This window comes from Streptomyces sp. NPDC030838 (assembly GCF_055572035.1).
Genome location: NZ_JBVIED010000003.1, coordinates 307,430 through 325,165 on the forward strand (window position 1 = coordinate 307,430; position 17,736 = coordinate 325,165).

Consider the following 17,736-nt stretch of genomic DNA (forward strand, 5'->3'; position numbering starts at 1 on the left):
TGAGGGGGAACACTGGGGAACACCTCCCCCTCCATCGGCGTTGTGCTGGGATGCCGCACCGGACGCCGCAGAGTCGATGAGGACGAGGAGACCGTGATGGCCCTGAACCGTGAAGAGCGTGCACAGTTCCTGGCGGAGCCGCATGTCGCCGCGCTGTCGGTGGACGCGGGCGCGGGGCGCGCGCCGCTCACCGTGCCGGTCTGGTACCAGGTCGAGTCCGACGGGACCGTGTGGATCATGACGGGGCTGGAGTCGCGTAAGTACGAGCTGATCAGCGCGGCCGGCCGGTTCACGCTGATGGTGGACCGGGTGGAGCCGACGACCCGGTACGTGTCGGTCGAGGGGCCGGTCATCGAGACGACCCCGGCCACCATCGAGCGGCTTCGGGAGATCTCCGCGCGCTACCTGCCCGCCGAGAAGGTGGACGACTACGTCGACTTCGCCTGGAAGAACCACGGCGAGCAGGTGGTCGTACGGATGCGTCCCGAGCGTTGGGTCTCCTCCGACCTGGGAACCATCTGACAATCGGGGCATGGGAACGGATCTTCATGAGCTGCTGAGGTCGCTACGGGTGTGGGACCCGGAGGTGACCGCGCTGCCGCCCTTCGACCCGGCCACCGCGCCCGCCGAGCCGCTCGCCCTCTTCACGGAGTGGTTCGCCGAGGCCGTGGCGGCGGGGCAGCCGGAACCGCACACCATGTCCCTCGCGACGACGGACGAGCAGGGTCTGCCGGACGTACGGATCGTGATGCTGCACGGCGCCGACGCCGACGGCTGGTCCTTCGCGACGCACGTCACCAGCCGGAAGGGCGGCCAGCTCACCGCCCGGCCGTACGCGGCCCTCGGCTTCTACTGGCCCGTGCGGGGCCGCCAGGTGCGGCTGCGCGGCCCCGTCACCGCCGCCCCCTCCGCCGAGAGCCAGGCCGACCTGCACGCCCGCTCCACGGGCGCGCTGGCGGCAGCCCTGACCGGTCGGCAGAGCGAGGTCCTCGGTTCGCTGGAGGAGCTGCGACTGGCCTCGGAGGCGGCCTGGGAACGGGCCCGAAGCGACCCCGAAGCCCCGGTGCCGACCTGGACCCTCTACCACCTGCGACCGGTGGAGGTGGAGTTCTTCCAGGGGGACGAGCGGCGCCGGCACGTGCGGCTGGTGTACCGGCGGGAGGGGGAGCGGTGGGTGCGGAGTTTGTTGTGGCCGTGAGGTGAGTGCCGCCCGGGTGACGAGAGGGCCGTTGTGCCGGCATTGGGCCACTCGTCCGGGCCGCGTTACCGGCTGCTTCTGTCCGGTCGGTCGACGCGGACACAGCGGAGCACGACGCTCATCTCGCTCCGATCGTGATCAGAGAGCCGGATCCGACGACCCGACGATCGCCCGCAGCGCCGCAAGGTGCCCCTGGTAGGCATCCCGGCCTCGCCGGGTCAGGTGGAGCCACACGCGCTGCCGTGAGTCGCGCACGGCCTTGCGCTGCCCGACGTAGCCGGCGTCCATCAGCACGGTGACGTGCTTGCTCAGCACGGAGGCGGAGAGGTCGAGTTGCTTCTGGACCAGGCCGAACTCCGCCTCGCCCGCGGTGTCCAGGAGGGCGCAGATGCGCAGCCGGTTCGGGGCGTGGATGGTGGTGTCGAAGCCCTCCAGATGGTCGTGGGTTTCGGCGCTCACGTGGTCTTCCGGTGCAGGCGGACGAAGGCAAGGTGGAAGCCGACGGACACGGCGGCACTGATCAGCGAGGCCGCGATCAGCCACACTGGCCGTCCGGTGACGCGGAACGCGAACGCCGACCCCACCAGCAGCACGGGCAGGCCGACAGCGAGCGGCACGGTCGCCCGCTTCGGCAGCACGTCGAACCGCAGCGCGACCCCGGTCTTGTTGCGCCAGGCCTTGGCCGCGACGGCGAAGAGCGCCCCGTACACCGCGGTCATCGCCAGCATGATGCCCATCCAGGCGGGGCCCGGCAGTAGCCAGTCCGCGTCAGCCATGGCTCCTCCGTAGGTGATCGGGAGCGCGGCAGCGTAGAGCGTCAGCGTGATGAAGAACCAGTTCGGCCACGGTGTGGCCGACAGCGCTGCGGCGGAGGCCCGGATGCGCTCGGTGTCGGCCAGCGCGGAACGGGCCTGCTCTGGCGTCAGTCGTACCCCGTTAGTTTCCATGACGGAAAGAGTAGCGGCCAGTTTCCAGTTCGGAAAGTGGCAAGTTTCCAGTACGGCAAGTGGCCAGCTCGCCCGCTTGGGTTCAGGTCTCCGCTCGTGATCGGAGAGACACGACCTGGCCCCTGCTGCCGCGCCATAGGCTCCCAGGGTGATTGAGACCATCGTGTTGGACATCGGCGAGACGATCACCCGGGACGACCGCTACTGGGCTTCGTGGGCCGACTGGCTGGACGTACCCCGCCACACCCTCTCCGCCCTCGTCGGCGCCGTCGTCGCCCAGGGTGACGACAACGCCGAAGCCCTCCGTCTCGTACGTCCGGGCATCGACGTCGCCGCCGAGTACCACGCCCGCGAATCCGCCGGCCGCGGCAAGCACCTGGACGAGAGCGACCTCTACGACGACGTCCGCCCGGCCCTGTCCGCGCTTCGGAAGGCCGGTGTGCGCGTCATCATCGCGGGCAACCAGACATCCCGCGCGGCGGAACTGCTCCGCGACCTCGATCTGCCGGCGGATCTCATCGTGACCTCGGGAGAGTGGGGTGTCGCGAAACCGCAACCGGAGTTCTTCCGGCGGGTGCTGGAGGTGGCACAGGCGGCCCCGAACGCGACGCTCTACGTCGGTGACCACCCGGCCAACGACGTCTTCCCGGCGAAGGCGGCGGGGCTGCGGGTGGCGCACCTTCGTCGCGGACCATGGGGGCACTTCTGGGCAGACGACCCACAGGTTGTGGCCGCGGCGGACTGGCGGCTCGACAGCCTCGCCCAGCTCTCGGAGATCGTGAGGGGCTGACCGGAACGACGCGGCCCCACCGGCGGTGGCTGGTCTCGATGTTCTCTTCGGCTGCCCTGGAAAGGCGGAGGCCCCACCTGGCGGCAGGGCCGGGGTACGCCCTCGGGTCAGCCGAGCGCCACCGTGGCGAACGGCTCCCACTCGTACATCTGGTTGTCCCGATGGATCACGATCAGTTCGGCGCTGGAGATGCGCGCCCGGGCGGGTTCCGGATCCAGGCCGCCGAGAACTTCCGCGATCGGGGCGGCCGGGCCGTCCGCGGCGCTGTAGGCCACGGACACGTGCGGGGTGAAACCCTCGGCCTTCTCTGGTACCTCGCCGAGAACCTCGCCGATCGATACGCGGATCGCGTCGCGGACCTGGCGGACCGGTCCGTCGGGGCGGACGGGGAGCAGTACGGCCTCCGGGTCGAGAACCACGGGCCCGATCTGGCTGTCGAAGGACGGCACGGCCGCCAGCCGCTCGCCGGCGGCCTCGACGATGGCCTGGCCGTCCGGTTCCTTGGCCTCGCCGACGAACCCGATGCCCTGCATGGTCAGATGCAACCAGCGGTCGGGGATGGGCGTGAGGAGGTCTCGGAGGGGGGCGAGGGCGGCTCGGTACTCGTTGGCGAGCCGGTGTACGTCCGCCTGGCCCTCAAACGTGAGATGCCCCGTGTAGAAGCGGCGGCCGACGCTCCAGCCGGGCCGCCACCACCAGTGATTCCGCATGGACTCCGGTTCTGGCTTCATGGCCCGGATCCAATCAAGGCGCACTGTCCCCGGCCAGAGGGCCAGATGCGGCAGCTCGCGGCTGCGGTGGCGGCCACCGGTCTTCCCTCGGACGACGGGTTAGGCGCTCTGAGCGGTCCACTCATGGTCAAGGATCGCGTGGACGATGGAGTCCCGCCAGGCGCCGGCCTTGCGAACATGTTCGCGGATCCGGCCCTCTTCGACCATCCCGGCGCGTGCCATCGTCTTGGCGGAGGCCTCGTTGGCGGGGGATCGGGCGCCCCAGACGCGGTGCAAGCCGAGCTCTTCGAAGCCGAACCCGAGCAGCAGTCGTACGGTTTCGAGTCCGTAGCCAGAGCCCCAGGAAGCGGGGCGCAGTGCGAAGCCCATCGTGGCTCCGCCGGGCTGGTGCGGGTCCAGGGCCAGGCGGCCGGAGCCAATGAGGTGCCCGGTACGGCGTTCGACGATGGCGAGCGCGTACTCCGTTCGCGGGTCGGCTTTCGACGCCGCAATGGACCGCATCACGAACTGCTGGACCTCGTCGAGCGTGCGCGGTTCGAACGACAGGTGCTCGGTGGCCGTCTCGCTGCCGTAGATGGCGAACACGGCGTCGGCGTCGGCGGCTTCGAGCTCGCGGAGCTCCAGGCGCTGGCTGAGGCGGTGGACCGGATGCATGCGGCGGACTCTCCTGGCGGGCTCAGCGTAGGAGCGCGGGCTTGCTCGGGGCGTAGAGGGCGGTCTCTTCACGAAGGTCGCACCCAGCTCACAGAGATCGTGAAGGACTGACCGGAACGACACGGCCTCGCCCCGAGCGTCAGCGGTAGGCCGCCAATGCCGGCGTCACGTGGCCGTTGGCACACTCAGGCTCCGGGCGCGCTCGTACAGGTCCTTGGCGTAACGGTTGCGTAGGTGAGGCCGGATGAGTGACCTCATGGCGCGGACACGCTCATCCGCCCGGCCCGACTGGACCAACGGATAGTCATCGAGTACGCGGCCCCAGGTCGCACAAGCGGCCTCCAAGTGCCCCAGCTCCAGTTGCCGTTCCGCCAGGAGGGAGTCATAGCGAACGCGGGTCCGGCGATACACGCCGTGGCGGAGCTTGGACGACAGCTCAAGGTTCTTCACGGACCCGGCCCGGTCCCCCAGGCCGTACTGGACCTGAGCCACGTGGTAGGCCAGCGACGACGGGTCATAGCTCCCGAACGCCTTCGCCTGGGACTCTGCCTTGTCCATGGCCGTCTCCGCCTCCCGGATGAACCGAAGTGCGTTGTGACGGTCCCCGGTGGCCGCGTAGGCGTGCGCCTGCTGACCGGCCAGGAACGCGCGCATGCGGGGCCCGGCGTTCGGGGACGCTGCTGCGGCGGCATTCGCGAGCCGGAGCGCTTGGGCGTTGTGTCCCAAGTCCACGGCCTGGAGGCTCATTCCGCGCAGGGTCGTGCAGTAGGTCAGGTGGTCATCCGCGGCCCCGGCCAGCTCCAGGGCCTTGACGTAGTACCGCTGGGCCAGGCCGTGAAGCCCTTCGTCCACGGCCATGTACCCGGTGAGGTACAGGAGATCCGACGCGGCGGCCAGCATGCCCCTGCGCACGTCCTCGGGAGCGTCGGCCCGCAGGTGGGGAGCCACCGTGTTGACCAGAAACGCTGCGGCCATGGGCCTGGCATGACGCCCGCCGAACATGTCGTCCAGCTCTGACACCTTCTCCGTCATGGCGGCCACGGCGTCCACCTCGGCCCATCCGATCCGGCGAGAGCGGCCGGTCTGGACAGACTCCATACGGCCCACCACGTCCGGCCAGTCGGGAATGGTCAGCGCGACGGAGAACAGGGCCACGCCAAGGACGCCACGACGGGACGGGTCCATGTCTTGCCTCCCCAGCTCGATCAGCCCTTCCACGGTAGACGCATAGGTGTGCGGTTGGTCGGGTGACGGAGGAAGGCCGGCCTCCGCGTGCGTGATCGGGCGGCCGAGCTTGCGGGCCAGCGCCTCCAGGATGAGCGGCCGAACCTTCCTCACGGGCATGGTGCCGCCAAGCCAGTGGCTCACGGCGGACTCGTCGTACTTCAAGGAGGTGCCGTTCTCCGCACCCAAGCGGTTCACGGCCATGGCGAACTGACGTTGACTCCAGCCGGTCTCACCGAGAAGTCGACCCAGAGCGACGTTCGAACTCTTGGCCATGGCAACTCCCGGGTGCGTCATGGACTTTCAGGGCTTTCAAGTTCCGACCCCGCCCACAAGGTACCGCTCTCCGTGTCCATCCGGTTGCGTAGTGCATGCAGCGACACCGGAGGTTGATCGATGGCGAGTGACGACGGACGGAGCGGAAAGGGCGGGCGTGCCCGAGTCAAGCACCCGGCCTTACCCAAGTTCTTGCACGCAGCGGCCGTTTGCCCCGATGACACCGGCGGACAGTCCCGCGACGGCGACAAGGGTCCGACCTTGCGAGACAAGCTCCGGGAGGTCAACCGGCGCAGCAGGGACGACCAGTGACGCGCAGCGTCGTTCGAGACAGACCAGGACTAGTCCGGGGAGTACACCGGCCGCTGCGCCTGCTGCACGAAAGCGATAGACCCCGGCGGTCGCGCGAACGGCCCCGGGGCATGGCCAACGCTACTGAGGAGCATCGACATTGGCTTTCCTATCACAGGCACTCGGATGGGTGAGAGCCGTCCTGTTCGGCCCCCGGGTGCCGGGTCGGCACCGCCGCACCACCACGCCCCGCCTGGTGGGCCCCGCCCTGTCTCGCCAACCGTCGCCGAATGTCTGGGGCGCGCGAGTCGTCGCCGCCCGCAGTCACCGCCGGAAGCGGCACGCCCGGTCCACACAGGCGCCGTGGGAGTGCACAGGCGTCCTGGTCCGCCCCTACGTGGCGCAGCTGGGGGCGGACATCTACGCGAGCGCCCACGCGGGCCCTTCGGGGGGTGAGTGCTGGTGGTGACCCACAAGCCGGGCCTCGGAGACCTGGTCGAGGACACCAGGGCCAAGAAGATCGGCAAGGTGATGGGCTTCGTCGGCCTCTACGTGCAGCTGCGGCTGGTCGGCGGCGGCACCGAGTGGGACGCGCAGCCGGAGAACCTGCGGCCGGTCACGGCCGAGGAGGCGCTCAGCGCGGGTGTGGCGATGGCCAACGCCCGGTCGCGAGGTGAGCTGCCATGACCCTCAGCACTCACTCCGCCCCGCCCGCCACGCTGTCGGCGGAATGCACCCTGGGGCAACGGCCGGACTACCCGGACATGCACAGCAAATGCCGCCGGACCAGGGACATTCCGCTGCCCCACTCCACCGGCATCCTGCTCGTGCACCGGTGTGGCTGCGCCTGCCACCTGAGGGCGGGAGGCATCCGGTGAACGCAGCAGACGACACCCCGCCGGTGGACATCGCGACGATGCGCGAGACCATTCGCCGCGCATCCGGGACGACCGGCGATGACCTGGACACTCTGACCAGCGCACTCCGCGGCCACATCGAGCTGCTCATCCCCGAGGTCGAGGCGGCCGCCCGAAAGCTGCCCAGGTACTACCCGCCCCGCGACAGCGCGCTGGCATCCATCTGGCTGGCACGCACCAGGCTGAGCGCCACTCCGGAACCCGGACCGGACGGGGTGGCTGCTCACACCCGGGAGCTTGCCCACGCCCTCAACTCCCTGTGCAACCGCTACGAAAGCCTGCGGTCGCCCACCCCGACGTAAGGGCTTGCGCCGTGTCTCCCGCCCACCCTGGACAGGCTGAGACAACGACCAATGGGCGTGGCTCGAAGACGTGGCCGGGCTGCCGATCACCGCGGCAATCGCAGACGCAGTGGCAGGCGGACGGGTGCCCGCTGGCCGACCGTATGCGGCTGCGCATCGGCCCCGACGGGCAACGCCTCACCTGGGCGTGAAGAGCCACGGGACGGCCGGCCCGGCCTCGTCTCCACAGGCCGCCTAGGACCGCAGCGCATCCCGCGTATTACCGCGGCTGCGGAACGATCCGGCCGTTCTCGTCGAGGGTTTTGTCGGACCAGTACCGGTCCCACTCGTCGTCTACGTACACGGGCTCCTTGCCCTGCGGGTAACGCGCCCAGCCGGGAGCAGGTTCCTCGCCCTCAGGCACGCAGTCGCCGCCCGAGTTGTTTACGGCGAGCACCGGATCTTTGCCGGGCAGGCAGACCCGCTCCTGCCCGACGCAGCCGGTCAGCAGAAGTGCCGTGACTCCGCCGGTGAGGGCGAGGAGCAGGAGCGAAGTGCGGCGGTGCGGCGGCATGGGCGCCCTGGCCTTTCGTGTTGATGTGTTGCCGCAAGTCTCATGGTGGCCCGAAGGGTTGTCGATGAGTACGCGTACTCATCCTCCTGCGCGCGCCGCGCCCCGTCGCCGCCGCCGTCACGGCTCGATCTCCACCACGTCCGTCGCCAGCCGGGCGTGCAGGTGGACGTCCCGGAACACCGGCACCCCCTCCCGGAACGCCACCTCCAGCTCCATGCCCGCCCGCAGCTCCCCCGCGTCCACCACCTCCGTCGCCATCCGCGGCCCCTCCGCCAAGTCGACCACGGCAGCGACGTACGGCGCCCGTCCCGCGAACGCCGGCAGGTCGTTGCGGTGGACCACGGACCAGGTGTACAACGTGGCCCGGCCGCTGGCCGCCTCCCAGACGACGTCCTCGCTCCAGCAGTACGGGCAGAACTCACGGGGGTAGTGGTGCGCCCGGCCGCATTCCCCGCACCGGCGCAGCAGCAGGCGGCCCTCCCCCGCAGCGTCCCAGTAGGTGCGTGCGAAGGCGTCCGCCGTCTCGGGCGCCCGGCTCACAGGAACCACCCCAGCGCGCTGTCCAGCGACCACGTCTGCCAGGACATCCCGAACAGCGCCACGACCGAGATCAGCGCCATCATCGAGTTCTGCCCCTGCTCCGCCCAGTCGTGGATCATGAGGACGAAGTAGAGCGCGTTGAGGAGCAGGCCCCCGACCAGGGCGATCGGGGTGAGGAATCCGGTGATCAGGCCGAGGCCGAGGGCGAGTTCCGCGTAGGCGACCACGTACGCCATCACGCGCGGTCGCGGGGCTACGACGAGGTCGAAGCCGGAGCGTACGGCGGTCCAGCGGTGCCGCGCCGCGATGTCCGCCGCCCAGGCGATCCCGCTGCCCTCCCCGAACCAGGCCTTCTTGTCCTTGTGCCGCCAGCTCTCCAGCCACCACAGGCCGAGCCCGATCCGCAGTACGGCCAGCCATTCCGCGCCCGTGAGCCAGATCGCGTCCATGAAAACTGACGGTACGTCAGATAGTGCGGACAGGGAAGGCCTGTGCTCCGGCTGTGAAGCCGCGCCCGCCTCGGCCGCCGTAAATCCACCATCCCCACTCATCCGTGATCGATCCGCAACCAATTCCGGTCTTGACCGAGACCCATCAACCGGACATGTGATTACGCTCCCCCACATGCCCGACCTCACCCCCACCACCCAGAGCGACCCCGAGCACGGCCCCGGGGACGCCCCCGAGAGCGCCCCCGACCACCGCCCGGTCTACGTCATCGGCGGCGGCCCCGGCGGTCTGGCCGCCGCGTACGCGCTGGGCGCGCAGGGCATACGGGCCGTGGTGCTGGAGAAGTCCGACCGGGTCGGTTCCTCCTGGCGGCGCCACTACGACCGGCTCCGTCTGCACACCACCCGCAGGCTGTCCGGCCTCCCCGGGCTGCCGATGCCGCGCCGCTTCGGGCGCTGGGTCTCCCGCGACAACGTGGTGCGGTACCTGGAGAAGTACGCCGAGCACCACCAGCTGGACGTCGTCACCGGCGTCGAGGTCTCCCGGATCGACCGCTCCCCCGACGGTGACGGCTGGCTGCTGCACGCCACCGGCGGCCGGCAGCTGACCGGCGCCGCGGTCGTCGTCGCCACCGGCTACAACCACACCCCGCACATCCCGGACTGGCCCGGCCTCGACGGCTACACCGGCGACTTCCGGCACGCCTCCGACTACCGCGACCCCGCGCCCTACGCCGGCCGCGACGTCCTCGTCGTCGGCATCGGCAACACCGGCGCCGAGATCGCCGTCGACCTGGCGGAGGGCGGGGCCGCGCGGGTACGGCTGGCCGTGCGCACCGTCCCGCACATCGTCCGCCGCTCCACGGCCGGCTGGGCCGCGCAGTACAACGGCATCCTGGTCCGCCGCCTCCCGGTCCGCCTGGTCGACGTACTGGCCCGGCCGCTGGCGCGGATCAGCGTGCCCGACCTGTCGGCGCACGGCCTGCCCCGCCCCGACACCGGCCTCTACAGCCGGGTGCGCGAGGGCGCGGTCCCGGTGCAGGACGTCGGCCTGATCGACGCGGTCCGCCGGGGCCGGGTCGAGATCGTCGCCGCCGTGGACTCCTTCGAGGACGGCAAGGTCGTCCTCGCCGACGGCGACCGCATCGGCCCGGACGCGGTGATCGCCGCGACCGGATACGTCCGTGCCCTGGAGGGCCTGGTGGGTCACCTGGGGGTACTCGACGAGCGCGGGCGCCCGGTCGTGCACGGCGGCCGCACCCCGCACCAGGCGCCCGGCCTGTTCTTCACCGGCTTCACCAATCCCATCAGCGGCATGTTCCGGGAGCTGGCGATCGACGCGGAGAAGATCGCGAAGGCGGTGGTCCGGACGTGCCGGGGGCGGGTGTCGCGCCTGCCTGGGTGACGGCCCGGCACTGCCGCCGGGGTGACGGTCCCGTTCCACGGGGTTCCTGACGTGGTGTCAGTTCAGTAATCTGACAGAGCGTCAGTTATCGAGCTGTCACACAGGAGCGGGGCGGACCGATGCTTGGATCAACCCACGGCACCCTCACCACCGACTCCCGCCGGGCCCGGGTCATCGCCTGCGGCGAGCAGCGTCCCGGCCCCGCCGTCCACGGCCGTACGACCGACCCGGCCGGCCTCGACGTCAGCGGCCGGCTGCTGCACGCCGACGTCCCCGATCTGGACCGGCTCTTCCGCCCCGAGTCCGTCGCGGTGATCGGCGCCTCGGACGCGGAGGGGCGGCCGAACGCCGGTGTCACCCGGCAGCTGATCCGCTGGGCCGAGCGGGTCGGCGCGCGGCTGCACCCCGTGCATCCCCGCCGCCCGTCCGTCCACGGCATCCCCTGCGTCCCCTCCGTCGCCGCCCTGCCCGAGCAGGTCGATCTCGCCGTCCTGCTGGTCGCCGACCCTCTTCCGGTGATCGAGGAACTGGCCGAGGCGAAGGTGCGGTTCGCGGTCGTCTTCGCCTCCGGGTTCGCGGAGACCGGCGCGGAGGGCGCCGCCGCCCAGGAACGGCTGGCCGCCGCCGTCGCCCGCTCGGGGATACGGCTGCTCGGGCCCAACACCAACCTCAACGCCTTCGAGGAGTTCCGCGAGGACCTGGACGGCCCGGCGATCGCGCTGATCACCCAGTCCGGGCACCAGGGCCGCCCCGTCTTCGCCCTCCAGGAACTCGGCATCCGCCTCTCCCACTGGGCCCCCACCGGCAACGAAGCCGATCTGGAGACCGCCGACTTCCTCTCCTACTTCGCCGAGCGGCCCGAGGTCGGTGCCATCGCGGCGTACGTCGAGGGTCTGAAGGACGGCCGCTCCTTTCTGCTCGCCGCCGACCGGGCCGCCCGTAACCGGGTGCCCGTCGTCGCGGTCAAGGTGGGCCGTACCGCCACCGGCGCCCGCACCGCCGCCTCCCACACCGGCAAGCTCACCGGGGCGGATGCGGTGGTGGACGCGGCGATGCGGCAGTACGGCGTGATCCGCGTCGACGGGCTCGACGAACTCCAGGACACCGCCGCCCTGCTGGCCCGCGCCAGGCCCCCACGCGCCGACGGCGTCGTCGTCTACTCGATCTCCGGCGGCACGGGCGCGCACGTCGCCGACCTGGCGACCGCGGCGGGACTGCGGCTGCCGGTGCTGTCCGAGGCCAAGCAGGCCGAGCTGCACCAGTGGATCCCCGGCTACCTCAGCGTGGCCAACCCCGTGGACAACGGAGGCCATCCGGTGGGCGACCACCGCGGGCGGAAGATCATCGATGCGCTCCTCGACGACCCTGCGGTCGGCGTGCTCATCTGCCCGATCACCGGGCCCTTCCCGCCCCTGTCCGACCGGCTGGTGCGCGACCTGGTGGACGCGGCCGAGCGGACGGACAAGCTGGTCTGCGTGGTGTGGGGGTCGCCGGTCGGCACCGAGCCCGCCTACCGGGACGTCCTGCTCGGCTCCTCCCGCGTGGCCACCTTCCGCACCGTCGGCAACTGTCTGACCGCCGTCCGCGCCTACCTCGACCACCACCGCTTCGTCCGCGACTACCGCTCCCCCTTCGACACCGCCCCGCGCACCCCGTCACCCTCCTACCGCAAGGCACGCGAACTCCTGCGCCCCGGGCAGCAGCTCAGCGAGCACGCGGCGAAGCAGCTGCTGCGGGCGTACGGCATCCGCGTACCGCGCGAGCAGCTGGTGACCAGTGCCGCGGCGGCCGTACGGGCGGCGGGCCTGGTCGGCTACCCCGTGGTGATGAAGGCGTCCGGCGCACACCTCGCCCACAAGACCGAGCTGGGCCTGGTGCGGATCGGGCTCACCTCGGCCGCGCAGGTCCGCGATACCTACCGGGAGTTCACCGACATCGCCCGCTACGAGGGTGTCCCGCTGGACGGCGTCCTGGTCTGCCAGATGGTCGAGCCCGGCGTCGAGATGGTCGCCGGCGTCACCCACGACGACCTCTTCGGGCCGACCGTGACGGTCGGGCTCGGCGGGGTGCTCGTCGAGGTGCTGCGTGATACGGCCGTCTGCGTGCCGCCGTTCGGCGAGGAGCAGGTCCGCGACGCGCTCGCCGGACTGCGCGGGCGGACCCTGCTCGACGGGGTGCGCGGCCGGCCCCCGGCCGACCTGGACGCGCTCGTCGAGGTCGTGCTGCGGGTGCAGCGGATGGCCCTGGAACTCGGCGACGACCTCGCGGAACTCGACGTCAACCCGCTGGTGGTGCTGCCCCGGGGACAGGGCGCGGTGGCGCTGGACGCGTTGGCGGTGTGCCGGTGAGCTCCATGGCCATGCCCGAACCGTGGATCCGTGTCACGACCGAACGGCACGTCACCCACCTCACGCTCAACCGGCCCGACGCCCTCAACGCCCTCCTGCCCGACCAGCGCGACGAGCTGATCCTGCTGCTCGGCGAGGCCTCCGCCGACCCGGACGTCCGCGCGGTCGTGCTCACCGGGAGCGGGCGCGGCTTCTGCGCGGGCGCGGACCTGCGGGGGTCGGGGGCGGCCGGCCGGGAGCGGATCGCCGGGGACGTGGCCCGCACCCTGCGGCTCGGCGCGCAGCGGCTGATCGCGGCCGTCCTCGACTGCGAGAAGCCGGTCGTCGCCGCTGTGAACGGCACCGCGGCCGGTCTGGGCGCGCATCTCGCCCTCGCCTGCGACCTCGTGCTCGCCGCCGAGTCGGCCCGCTTCATCGAGGTGTTCGTCCGCCGCGGCCTCGTCCCCGACGGCGGCGGCGCCTACCTCCTCCCCCGCCTCCTCGGCCCGCAGCGCGCCAAGGAGCTGATGTTCTTCGGCGACGCCGTCTCCGCCCGGGACGCCGAACGCCTCGGCCTGGTCAACCGGGTCGTACCGGACGCGGAGCTGGAGAAGACGGCCCGCGAGTGGGCCGAGCGCCTCGCCGCCGGGCCCACCCGCGCCCTCACCCTGACCAAGCAGCTCGTCAACGCCTCCCTCGACGCCGACCGCGCCACGGCCTTCGCGGCGGAGGCGGCGGCGCAGGAGATCAACATGGGCACGGCGGACGCCCGGGAGGGGCTGGCGGCGTTCGGGGAGCGGCGGAGCGCTGAGTTCCAGGGGCGGTGACGGAGGTCAGTCGCGTTCGAGAACGCGGAGGGCCGGGGAGTCCGGGTCGCCCGTCCGCACGAACAGCTCCGGGGCGTCCGCCGTACCGCTCGCCGACCAGAACAGCTCCTCGCCGCACCTGCCACCGAGGCTCACGGACACGCCGTCGCGGCCGTCCTGCCGGCCGGCCGCCCAGGTGCCGGTGTGGGTGCCGTGGCACGTGCCGAAGTCCCAGCCGTCGGGGTCCCGCTCCGGCACGTCCGTCGCCTCGGCCCGTCCGCCGGGCAGCAGCCGCAGTACGGCCCCGTCCTCGCCCCGCCACACACCGGTCAGCTGCCCGGCGGACAGCCTCGGCGGCTCGTACTCGGGCACCAGCCCGGTGACCGTGGCCAGCGTCCCGCCCAGCAATGTCAGCGCGGACAACCCCACGGAGACCAGGGCCGAGGAGAGCCACAGGCCCAGGCATCCCCGGGACCGCCCGGTGTGCTCCGCCCGCCGTCGGACGAAGCCGCACCACAGCAAGGGCCAGACCCCGAGGGCCGCGTAGGCCAGCGTCGTCGTGACGAACGGCCAGTCCAGGAGGAGGGCGGACACCGTCGCCCACAGCGCCGCGACGACCGTCGTGCCCAGCAGCCGCCAGATCCACCGCGGCCGGTCGGGGAAGCGCCGGGCGAGGGGCTGGGCGAGCAGCCAGCCCGGCACGAGATGGGCTACCGAATGGATCAGGCCCAGGAACGGCAGCACCAGCGGCACCAGGAGGCACAGGCAAGCCAGCCCGAAGGCACCTCCGTACCCGACTCCGTAGTCGTCCTCGGTGAACGTGCCGATCCACCACACCAGGAACGCCACGGGCAGCTGCGCCGCACTCCCGGAGGCGGCGGCGTCCAGCTCTCGCCGTATCTCTCCCCACCCCATACGCCGGAGCGTACGCCCGCGCATTTCCGCTGCTCGCAGCACCCTTTCCATCTGACGAACCGTCAGCTTCAATGGAGGCGTGATGGGACACGCAGGCATGGCGGCAGCCGCAGTCCGCTACCTCAGGTCGGTCGACACACTCCCCGGCACACCCCCCGTGGAGCCCCTCCCCCGCCCGGAGTTACGGGCCGTACGGCAGGACGAGCGGGCGCCCGTCGACCAGGCCGAGTTCCGCCGGGTGCTCGGGAACTTCGCGACCGGCGTGACCGTTGTCACGGCACCCGCCGTGACCCCCGGCGAAGACACCCCCGCCGGCTTCGCCTGCCAGTCCTTCTGCTCCCTCTCCCTCGATCCGCCGCTCGTCGCCTTCATGGTCGGCCGTACGTCGACGACCTGGCCGCGCATCGCCCGCGCGGGCGTCTTCTGCGTCAACGTCCTGGCCGCCCGGCAGGCCGAGCTGTGCCGCGCCTTCGCGGTGCGCGGGGCGGACAAGTTCGCGGGCGTGGCCCACGACGCGGCGCCGGTGTCCGGCTCCCCGCGGCTCGCGGGCGCGCTCGCGTGGATCGACTGCACGATCCACGCGGTGCACCCGGGCGGCGACCATCTGATCGTGGTCGGCCGGGTGGACGCGCTGGGGACGGGTGACGAGGACGCGGAGCCGCTGCTGTTCCACCAAGGACGGTTCCGCTAGCCGTCCGTACAACCTCAGGAGTCTCCCGGGTGTCCAGGACATGACCGGTCGGCCAACCGTCCGGTCATGTCCTTCCTGCCCCACCAAGGAGACCTCGTGCGTCAGCACACCCGCCGCGCGGCGGCCGCCGCGACCGCCGCCGCGCTCGCCGCCGCCGTGCCCGCAGTCCTCGCCCCCACCGCCCACGCGGAGGACGCCGCGCCCGACCTGTCGGTCTCGACGCTGTCGAGCCTGCCCTTCAAGCCCGGTGACGTGTACGAGGACACCGTCACCCTCACCAACCACGGCACGGCCCCCGTGGACGGCGTCGTCTTCCAGGTCCGGCTGACGCGCGGTCTGGACTTCCCGGAGCCCGTGGCGGGCTGCACGTACACGACCGACGAGCAGCGGGTGCGGACGGCGCTGTGCGAGCTGGACACGGTCATCCAGCCCGGCGCCACCCACACCACGTCCGTCCGGTTCAAGGCGCTGCCGCACGCGCTCATGGAGGCCGTCGAATACGGCACCTCCCGCACCGGCGAGGCCCCGAGCGGCGGGTTCGACCAGGCCTACCAGCGCCTGGCGATGACCGCCGACAGCTCGGCCGACGTCGTGGCGGTCGGCGACCGGGCCGAGGCCGCCCCCGGCGACACGGTGACTGTGGAGGCCACCCTGCGCAACGACGGCCCCGGCTGGGTCCAGGACCAGGTGAGCGACAACCTGCCCGGGCTGAAGGTGCAGATCCCGCCGGGCACGGTCGCCGTCGAGGTGCCCGCGGACTGCTCGCCGTTCCACATCGACGGCCCGAGCGGCCCGTCGAAGCCGGGCAAGCCCGCGTACGTGTGCTGGCCGAAGGACGCCACCCTGGACGTCGGCGAGACGCACACCTGGGCCTTCACGCTGAAGGTGAAGGAGGGCGCGAAGGACACCAAGGGCGAGGTGCGGGCCAGCTCGATCTACGACATCACGCCGACGTACGACAAGAAGCTCGGCAACAACACCGCCCACCTCCGCGTCGACGTCACCGGCGACGACTCCGGCGCCTCGGGCGGCACCGGCGGCACCGGCGGCGCCACGGGCGGCAACGACCCGGAGGGCCAGGCCGCGGGCGGCACGGGCACGTCGGGCGCGACGGGCTCCGCCGGATCGACCGGCACGACGGGTTCGACCGGTTCGACGTCGGCGGGCGGCTCCACCGGCAGCACCACCACCGGGGCCACCGTCGGCACCACCGGCAGCTCCACGGGCGGCAACCTGGCCGCCACCGGATCCGACGGCACCCCGCTGCTCGCGGGCGCCGCGGCAGCCGCCGCGGCGGTCGGCGGACTGCTGGTGCTGGCCGTACGCCGCCGCCGGGCGGGCGCCGAGTCCTCCTGACGCCCGCGCGCCCCGGTGAGGGCCCGGCTCAGGCCGCCGTGAGGGACGCGGCGGCCGGCCGGCGCCGGATCACCAGCGACATCAGCGCCGCCGCCGCGCACAGCGCGCCGGACGCGTACCAGACCATGTCGTACGTCCCGAAGACATCGCGGGCGACCCCGCCGAGGAAGGCGACCAGGGCGGCGCCGACCTGGTGCGAGGCCAGCACCCAGCCGAAGACGATCGCGCTGTCCTCGCCGTAGTGCTCGCGGCACAGCGCGACGGTGGGCGGGACGGTGGCGACCCAGTCGAGGCCGTAGAAGACGATGAAGAAGATCATCGGCGGGTGCACCGACGGGGCCAGCAGCATCGGCAGGAAGAGCAGCGAGACGCCGCGCAGGGCGTAGTAGACCGCCAGCAGCCGGCGGGCGTCGAAGCGGTCGGTGAACCAGCCGGAGGCTATGGTGCCGACCACGTCGAAGACGCCGATGACGGCGAGCAGCGACGCCGCGGCGGTGACCGGCATGCCGTGGTCGTGGGCGGCGGGCACGAAGTGGGTCTGGATCAGGCCGTTGGTCGAGGCCCCGCAGATCGCGAAGGTGCCGGCCAGCAGCCAGAACGGGCCGGTGCGGGCCGCCTGGAAGAGAACGGTGACCGCGCGGCGCGCGGCGCCCGGCACCGGCGCGGGCTTGGGCACGAACTCCTTCGCGCCGTACGGCCTGAGGCCCACGTCGGCCGGGTGGTCGCGCAGCAGCAGCCAGACGAAGGGGACGACCGCGAGGGCGGCGAGGGCGACCGTGACGGCGGCCGGGCGCCACTCGTGGGTCTCGACGAGGATCCAGGACAGCAGCGGCAGAAAGACCAGCTGTCCGGAGGCGGACGCGGCGGTGAGGATGCCGGTCACCAGACCGCGTCGTTCGGTGAACCAGCGGTTGGTGACGGTCGCGGCGAAGGCCAGCGCCATCGAACCGGTGCCGAGGCCGACCAGCAGGCCCCAGCAGAGCAGCAGCTGCCAGGCCGCCGTCATCCACACGGTGAGCCCGGAGCCGAGCGCGATCAGCACCAGGGCGCCCGCGACGACCCGCCGGATGCCGAAACGATCCATCAGAGCGGCCGCGAACGGTGCGGTGAGGCCGTAGAGGGCCAGGTTGACGGAGACGGCCGCGCCGATGGTGCCGCGCGACCAGCCGTACTCCTGGTGCAGCGGGTCGATGAGCAGACCCGGCACCGAGCGGAAGGCGGCGGCGCCGGTGATCGTCACGAAGGTGACGGCGGCGACGAACCAGGCGCGGTGGATCCGGCGGCCGCGGGCGGGACGCGGTTCCTTCCGGGCGTTCGCTGCGGCTGTGGCATCGGTTGTCTGGGTCACGCACTAGAGCTTCCGA

General features: G+C 71.9%; 21 protein-coding genes. 11 read left to right on the forward strand and 10 right to left on the reverse strand.

Translation table 11 applies throughout. The features are described 5' to 3' along the window. Positions 1–96: 96 nt before the first annotated feature. Both ACZ42A_RS11875 and ACZ42A_RS11880 read left to right on the forward strand, forming a co-directional pair. Positions 97–522, forward strand: a complete 426-nt coding sequence (locus ACZ42A_RS11875; protein ID WP_468527030.1) for a pyridoxamine 5'-phosphate oxidase family protein — start codon at positions 97–99, stop codon at positions 520–522. A gap of 10 nt (positions 523–532) precedes the next feature. Beyond that, on the forward strand, positions 533–1,198 hold the full coding sequence (locus ACZ42A_RS11880) for a pyridoxine/pyridoxamine 5'-phosphate oxidase (protein WP_468527031.1): 666 nt from the start codon (positions 533–535) through the stop codon (positions 1,196–1,198). Between the two features lie 138 nt (positions 1,199–1,336). On the opposite strand, the gene ACZ42A_RS11885 is transcribed toward ACZ42A_RS11880, so the two are convergent. Both ACZ42A_RS11885 and ACZ42A_RS11890 read right to left on the reverse strand, forming a co-directional pair. Next, positions 1,337–1,657, reverse strand: a complete 321-nt coding sequence (locus ACZ42A_RS11885) for a transcriptional regulator (protein WP_468527032.1) — start codon at positions 1,655–1,657, stop codon at positions 1,337–1,339. After that, positions 1,654–2,145: a hypothetical protein gene (locus ACZ42A_RS11890; protein WP_468527033.1), complete on the reverse strand. Its 492-nt coding sequence runs from the start codon at positions 2,143–2,145 to the stop codon at positions 1,654–1,656. The genes ACZ42A_RS11885 and ACZ42A_RS11890 overlap by 4 nt, the downstream gene beginning before the upstream one ends. Positions 2,146–2,293: 148 nt before the next feature. Between ACZ42A_RS11890 and ACZ42A_RS11895 the strand changes: the two genes are divergently transcribed. Then, positions 2,294–2,935 (forward strand): HAD family hydrolase, encoded by a 642-nt coding sequence (locus ACZ42A_RS11895; protein ID WP_468527034.1) that lies wholly within the window; start codon positions 2,294–2,296, stop codon positions 2,933–2,935. 107 nt (positions 2,936–3,042) lie between these two features. On the opposite strand, the gene ACZ42A_RS11900 is transcribed toward ACZ42A_RS11895, so the two are convergent. The 3 genes from ACZ42A_RS11900 to ACZ42A_RS11910 all read right to left on the reverse strand — a co-directional run bounded on the left by ACZ42A_RS11900 (position 3,043) and on the right by ACZ42A_RS11910 (position 5,820). Further along, positions 3,043–3,666, reverse strand: a complete 624-nt coding sequence (locus ACZ42A_RS11900) for a 2'-5' RNA ligase family protein (RefSeq protein WP_468527035.1) — start codon at positions 3,664–3,666, stop codon at positions 3,043–3,045. 99 nt (positions 3,667–3,765) lie between these two features. Next, positions 3,766–4,320, reverse strand: coding sequence for a GNAT family N-acetyltransferase (locus tag ACZ42A_RS11905; protein ID WP_468527036.1), 555 nt, complete (start codon positions 4,318–4,320; stop codon positions 3,766–3,768). A gap of 165 nt (positions 4,321–4,485) precedes the next feature. Continuing rightward, on the reverse strand, positions 4,486–5,820 hold the full coding sequence (locus tag ACZ42A_RS11910) for a tetratricopeptide repeat protein (RefSeq protein WP_468527037.1): 1,335 nt from the start codon (positions 5,818–5,820) through the stop codon (positions 4,486–4,488). Positions 5,821–6,573: 753 nt separating this feature from the next. On the opposite strand from ACZ42A_RS11910, the gene ACZ42A_RS11915 reads away from it, so the two are divergent. From ACZ42A_RS11915 to ACZ42A_RS11925, 3 genes are read left to right on the forward strand one after another with little or no spacing between them, the layout of a single operon-like run. Then, entirely contained in the window at positions 6,574–6,798 is a 225-nt protein-coding gene (locus tag ACZ42A_RS11915) for a hypothetical protein (RefSeq protein ID WP_468527038.1), read from the forward strand. Continuing rightward, the gene (locus ACZ42A_RS11920) at positions 6,795–6,989 is read left to right on the forward strand and encodes a hypothetical protein (RefSeq protein WP_468527039.1); all 195 of its coding nucleotides are present in this window, start codon (positions 6,795–6,797) and stop codon (positions 6,987–6,989) included. The genes ACZ42A_RS11915 and ACZ42A_RS11920 overlap by 4 nt, the downstream gene beginning before the upstream one ends. Further along, the gene (locus tag ACZ42A_RS11925; protein WP_468527040.1) at positions 6,986–7,330 is read left to right on the forward strand and encodes a DUF6415 family natural product biosynthesis protein; all 345 of its coding nucleotides are present in this window, start codon (positions 6,986–6,988) and stop codon (positions 7,328–7,330) included. Before ACZ42A_RS11920 ends, ACZ42A_RS11925 begins: the two co-directional genes overlap by 4 nt. A gap of 259 nt (positions 7,331–7,589) precedes the next feature. Here the strand turns inward: ACZ42A_RS11925 and ACZ42A_RS11930 are convergent, their stop codons facing one another. The 3 genes from ACZ42A_RS11930 to ACZ42A_RS11940 form a co-directional block, all read right to left on the reverse strand. Beyond that, positions 7,590–7,883 (reverse strand): SCO0607 family lipoprotein, encoded by a 294-nt coding sequence (locus tag ACZ42A_RS11930; RefSeq protein ID WP_468527041.1) that lies wholly within the window; start codon positions 7,881–7,883, stop codon positions 7,590–7,592. 117 nt (positions 7,884–8,000) lie between these two features. Continuing rightward, positions 8,001–8,423 (reverse strand): Zn-ribbon domain-containing OB-fold protein, encoded by a 423-nt coding sequence (locus ACZ42A_RS11935; protein ID WP_468527042.1) that lies wholly within the window; start codon positions 8,421–8,423, stop codon positions 8,001–8,003. Then, positions 8,420–8,872 (reverse strand): DoxX family protein, encoded by a 453-nt coding sequence (locus ACZ42A_RS11940; RefSeq protein ID WP_468527043.1) that lies wholly within the window; start codon positions 8,870–8,872, stop codon positions 8,420–8,422. Before ACZ42A_RS11940 ends, ACZ42A_RS11935 begins: the two co-directional genes overlap by 4 nt. Before the next feature lie 175 nt (positions 8,873–9,047). Between ACZ42A_RS11940 and ACZ42A_RS11945 the strand changes: the two genes are divergently transcribed. The 3 genes from ACZ42A_RS11945 to ACZ42A_RS11955 all read left to right on the forward strand — a co-directional run bounded on the left by ACZ42A_RS11945 (position 9,048) and on the right by ACZ42A_RS11955 (position 13,431). After that, positions 9,048–10,277, forward strand: a complete 1,230-nt coding sequence (locus ACZ42A_RS11945) for a flavin-containing monooxygenase (protein WP_468527044.1) — start codon at positions 9,048–9,050, stop codon at positions 10,275–10,277. Positions 10,278–10,396: 119 nt separating this feature from the next. Continuing rightward, positions 10,397–12,625, forward strand: a complete 2,229-nt coding sequence (locus ACZ42A_RS11950) for an acetate--CoA ligase family protein (RefSeq protein ID WP_468527045.1) — start codon at positions 10,397–10,399, stop codon at positions 12,623–12,625. 11 nt (positions 12,626–12,636) lie between these two features. After that, positions 12,637–13,431, forward strand: a complete 795-nt coding sequence (locus tag ACZ42A_RS11955) for an enoyl-CoA hydratase/isomerase family protein (protein ID WP_468527290.1) — start codon at positions 12,637–12,639, stop codon at positions 13,429–13,431. Between the two features lie 6 nt (positions 13,432–13,437). Here the strand turns inward: ACZ42A_RS11955 and ACZ42A_RS11960 are convergent, their stop codons facing one another. Then, the gene (locus ACZ42A_RS11960; protein WP_468527046.1) at positions 13,438–14,325 is read right to left on the reverse strand and encodes a hypothetical protein; all 888 of its coding nucleotides are present in this window, start codon (positions 14,323–14,325) and stop codon (positions 13,438–13,440) included. Between the two features lie 97 nt (positions 14,326–14,422). Between ACZ42A_RS11960 and ACZ42A_RS11965 the strand changes: the two genes are divergently transcribed. Next, complete coding sequence (locus tag ACZ42A_RS11965; protein WP_468527047.1) at positions 14,423–15,016, forward strand: flavin reductase family protein; 594 nt, start codon at positions 14,423–14,425, stop codon at positions 15,014–15,016. Positions 15,017–15,112: 96 nt separating this feature from the next. Further along, complete coding sequence (locus ACZ42A_RS11970; RefSeq protein ID WP_468527048.1) at positions 15,113–16,372, forward strand: LPXTG cell wall anchor domain-containing protein; 1,260 nt, start codon at positions 15,113–15,115, stop codon at positions 16,370–16,372. Positions 16,373–16,400: 28 nt separating this feature from the next. On the opposite strand, the gene ACZ42A_RS11975 is transcribed toward ACZ42A_RS11970, so the two are convergent. Continuing rightward, complete coding sequence (locus ACZ42A_RS11975) at positions 16,401–17,720, reverse strand: MFS transporter (protein WP_468527049.1); 1,320 nt, start codon at positions 17,718–17,720, stop codon at positions 16,401–16,403. Positions 17,721–17,736: the final 16 nt, after the last annotated feature.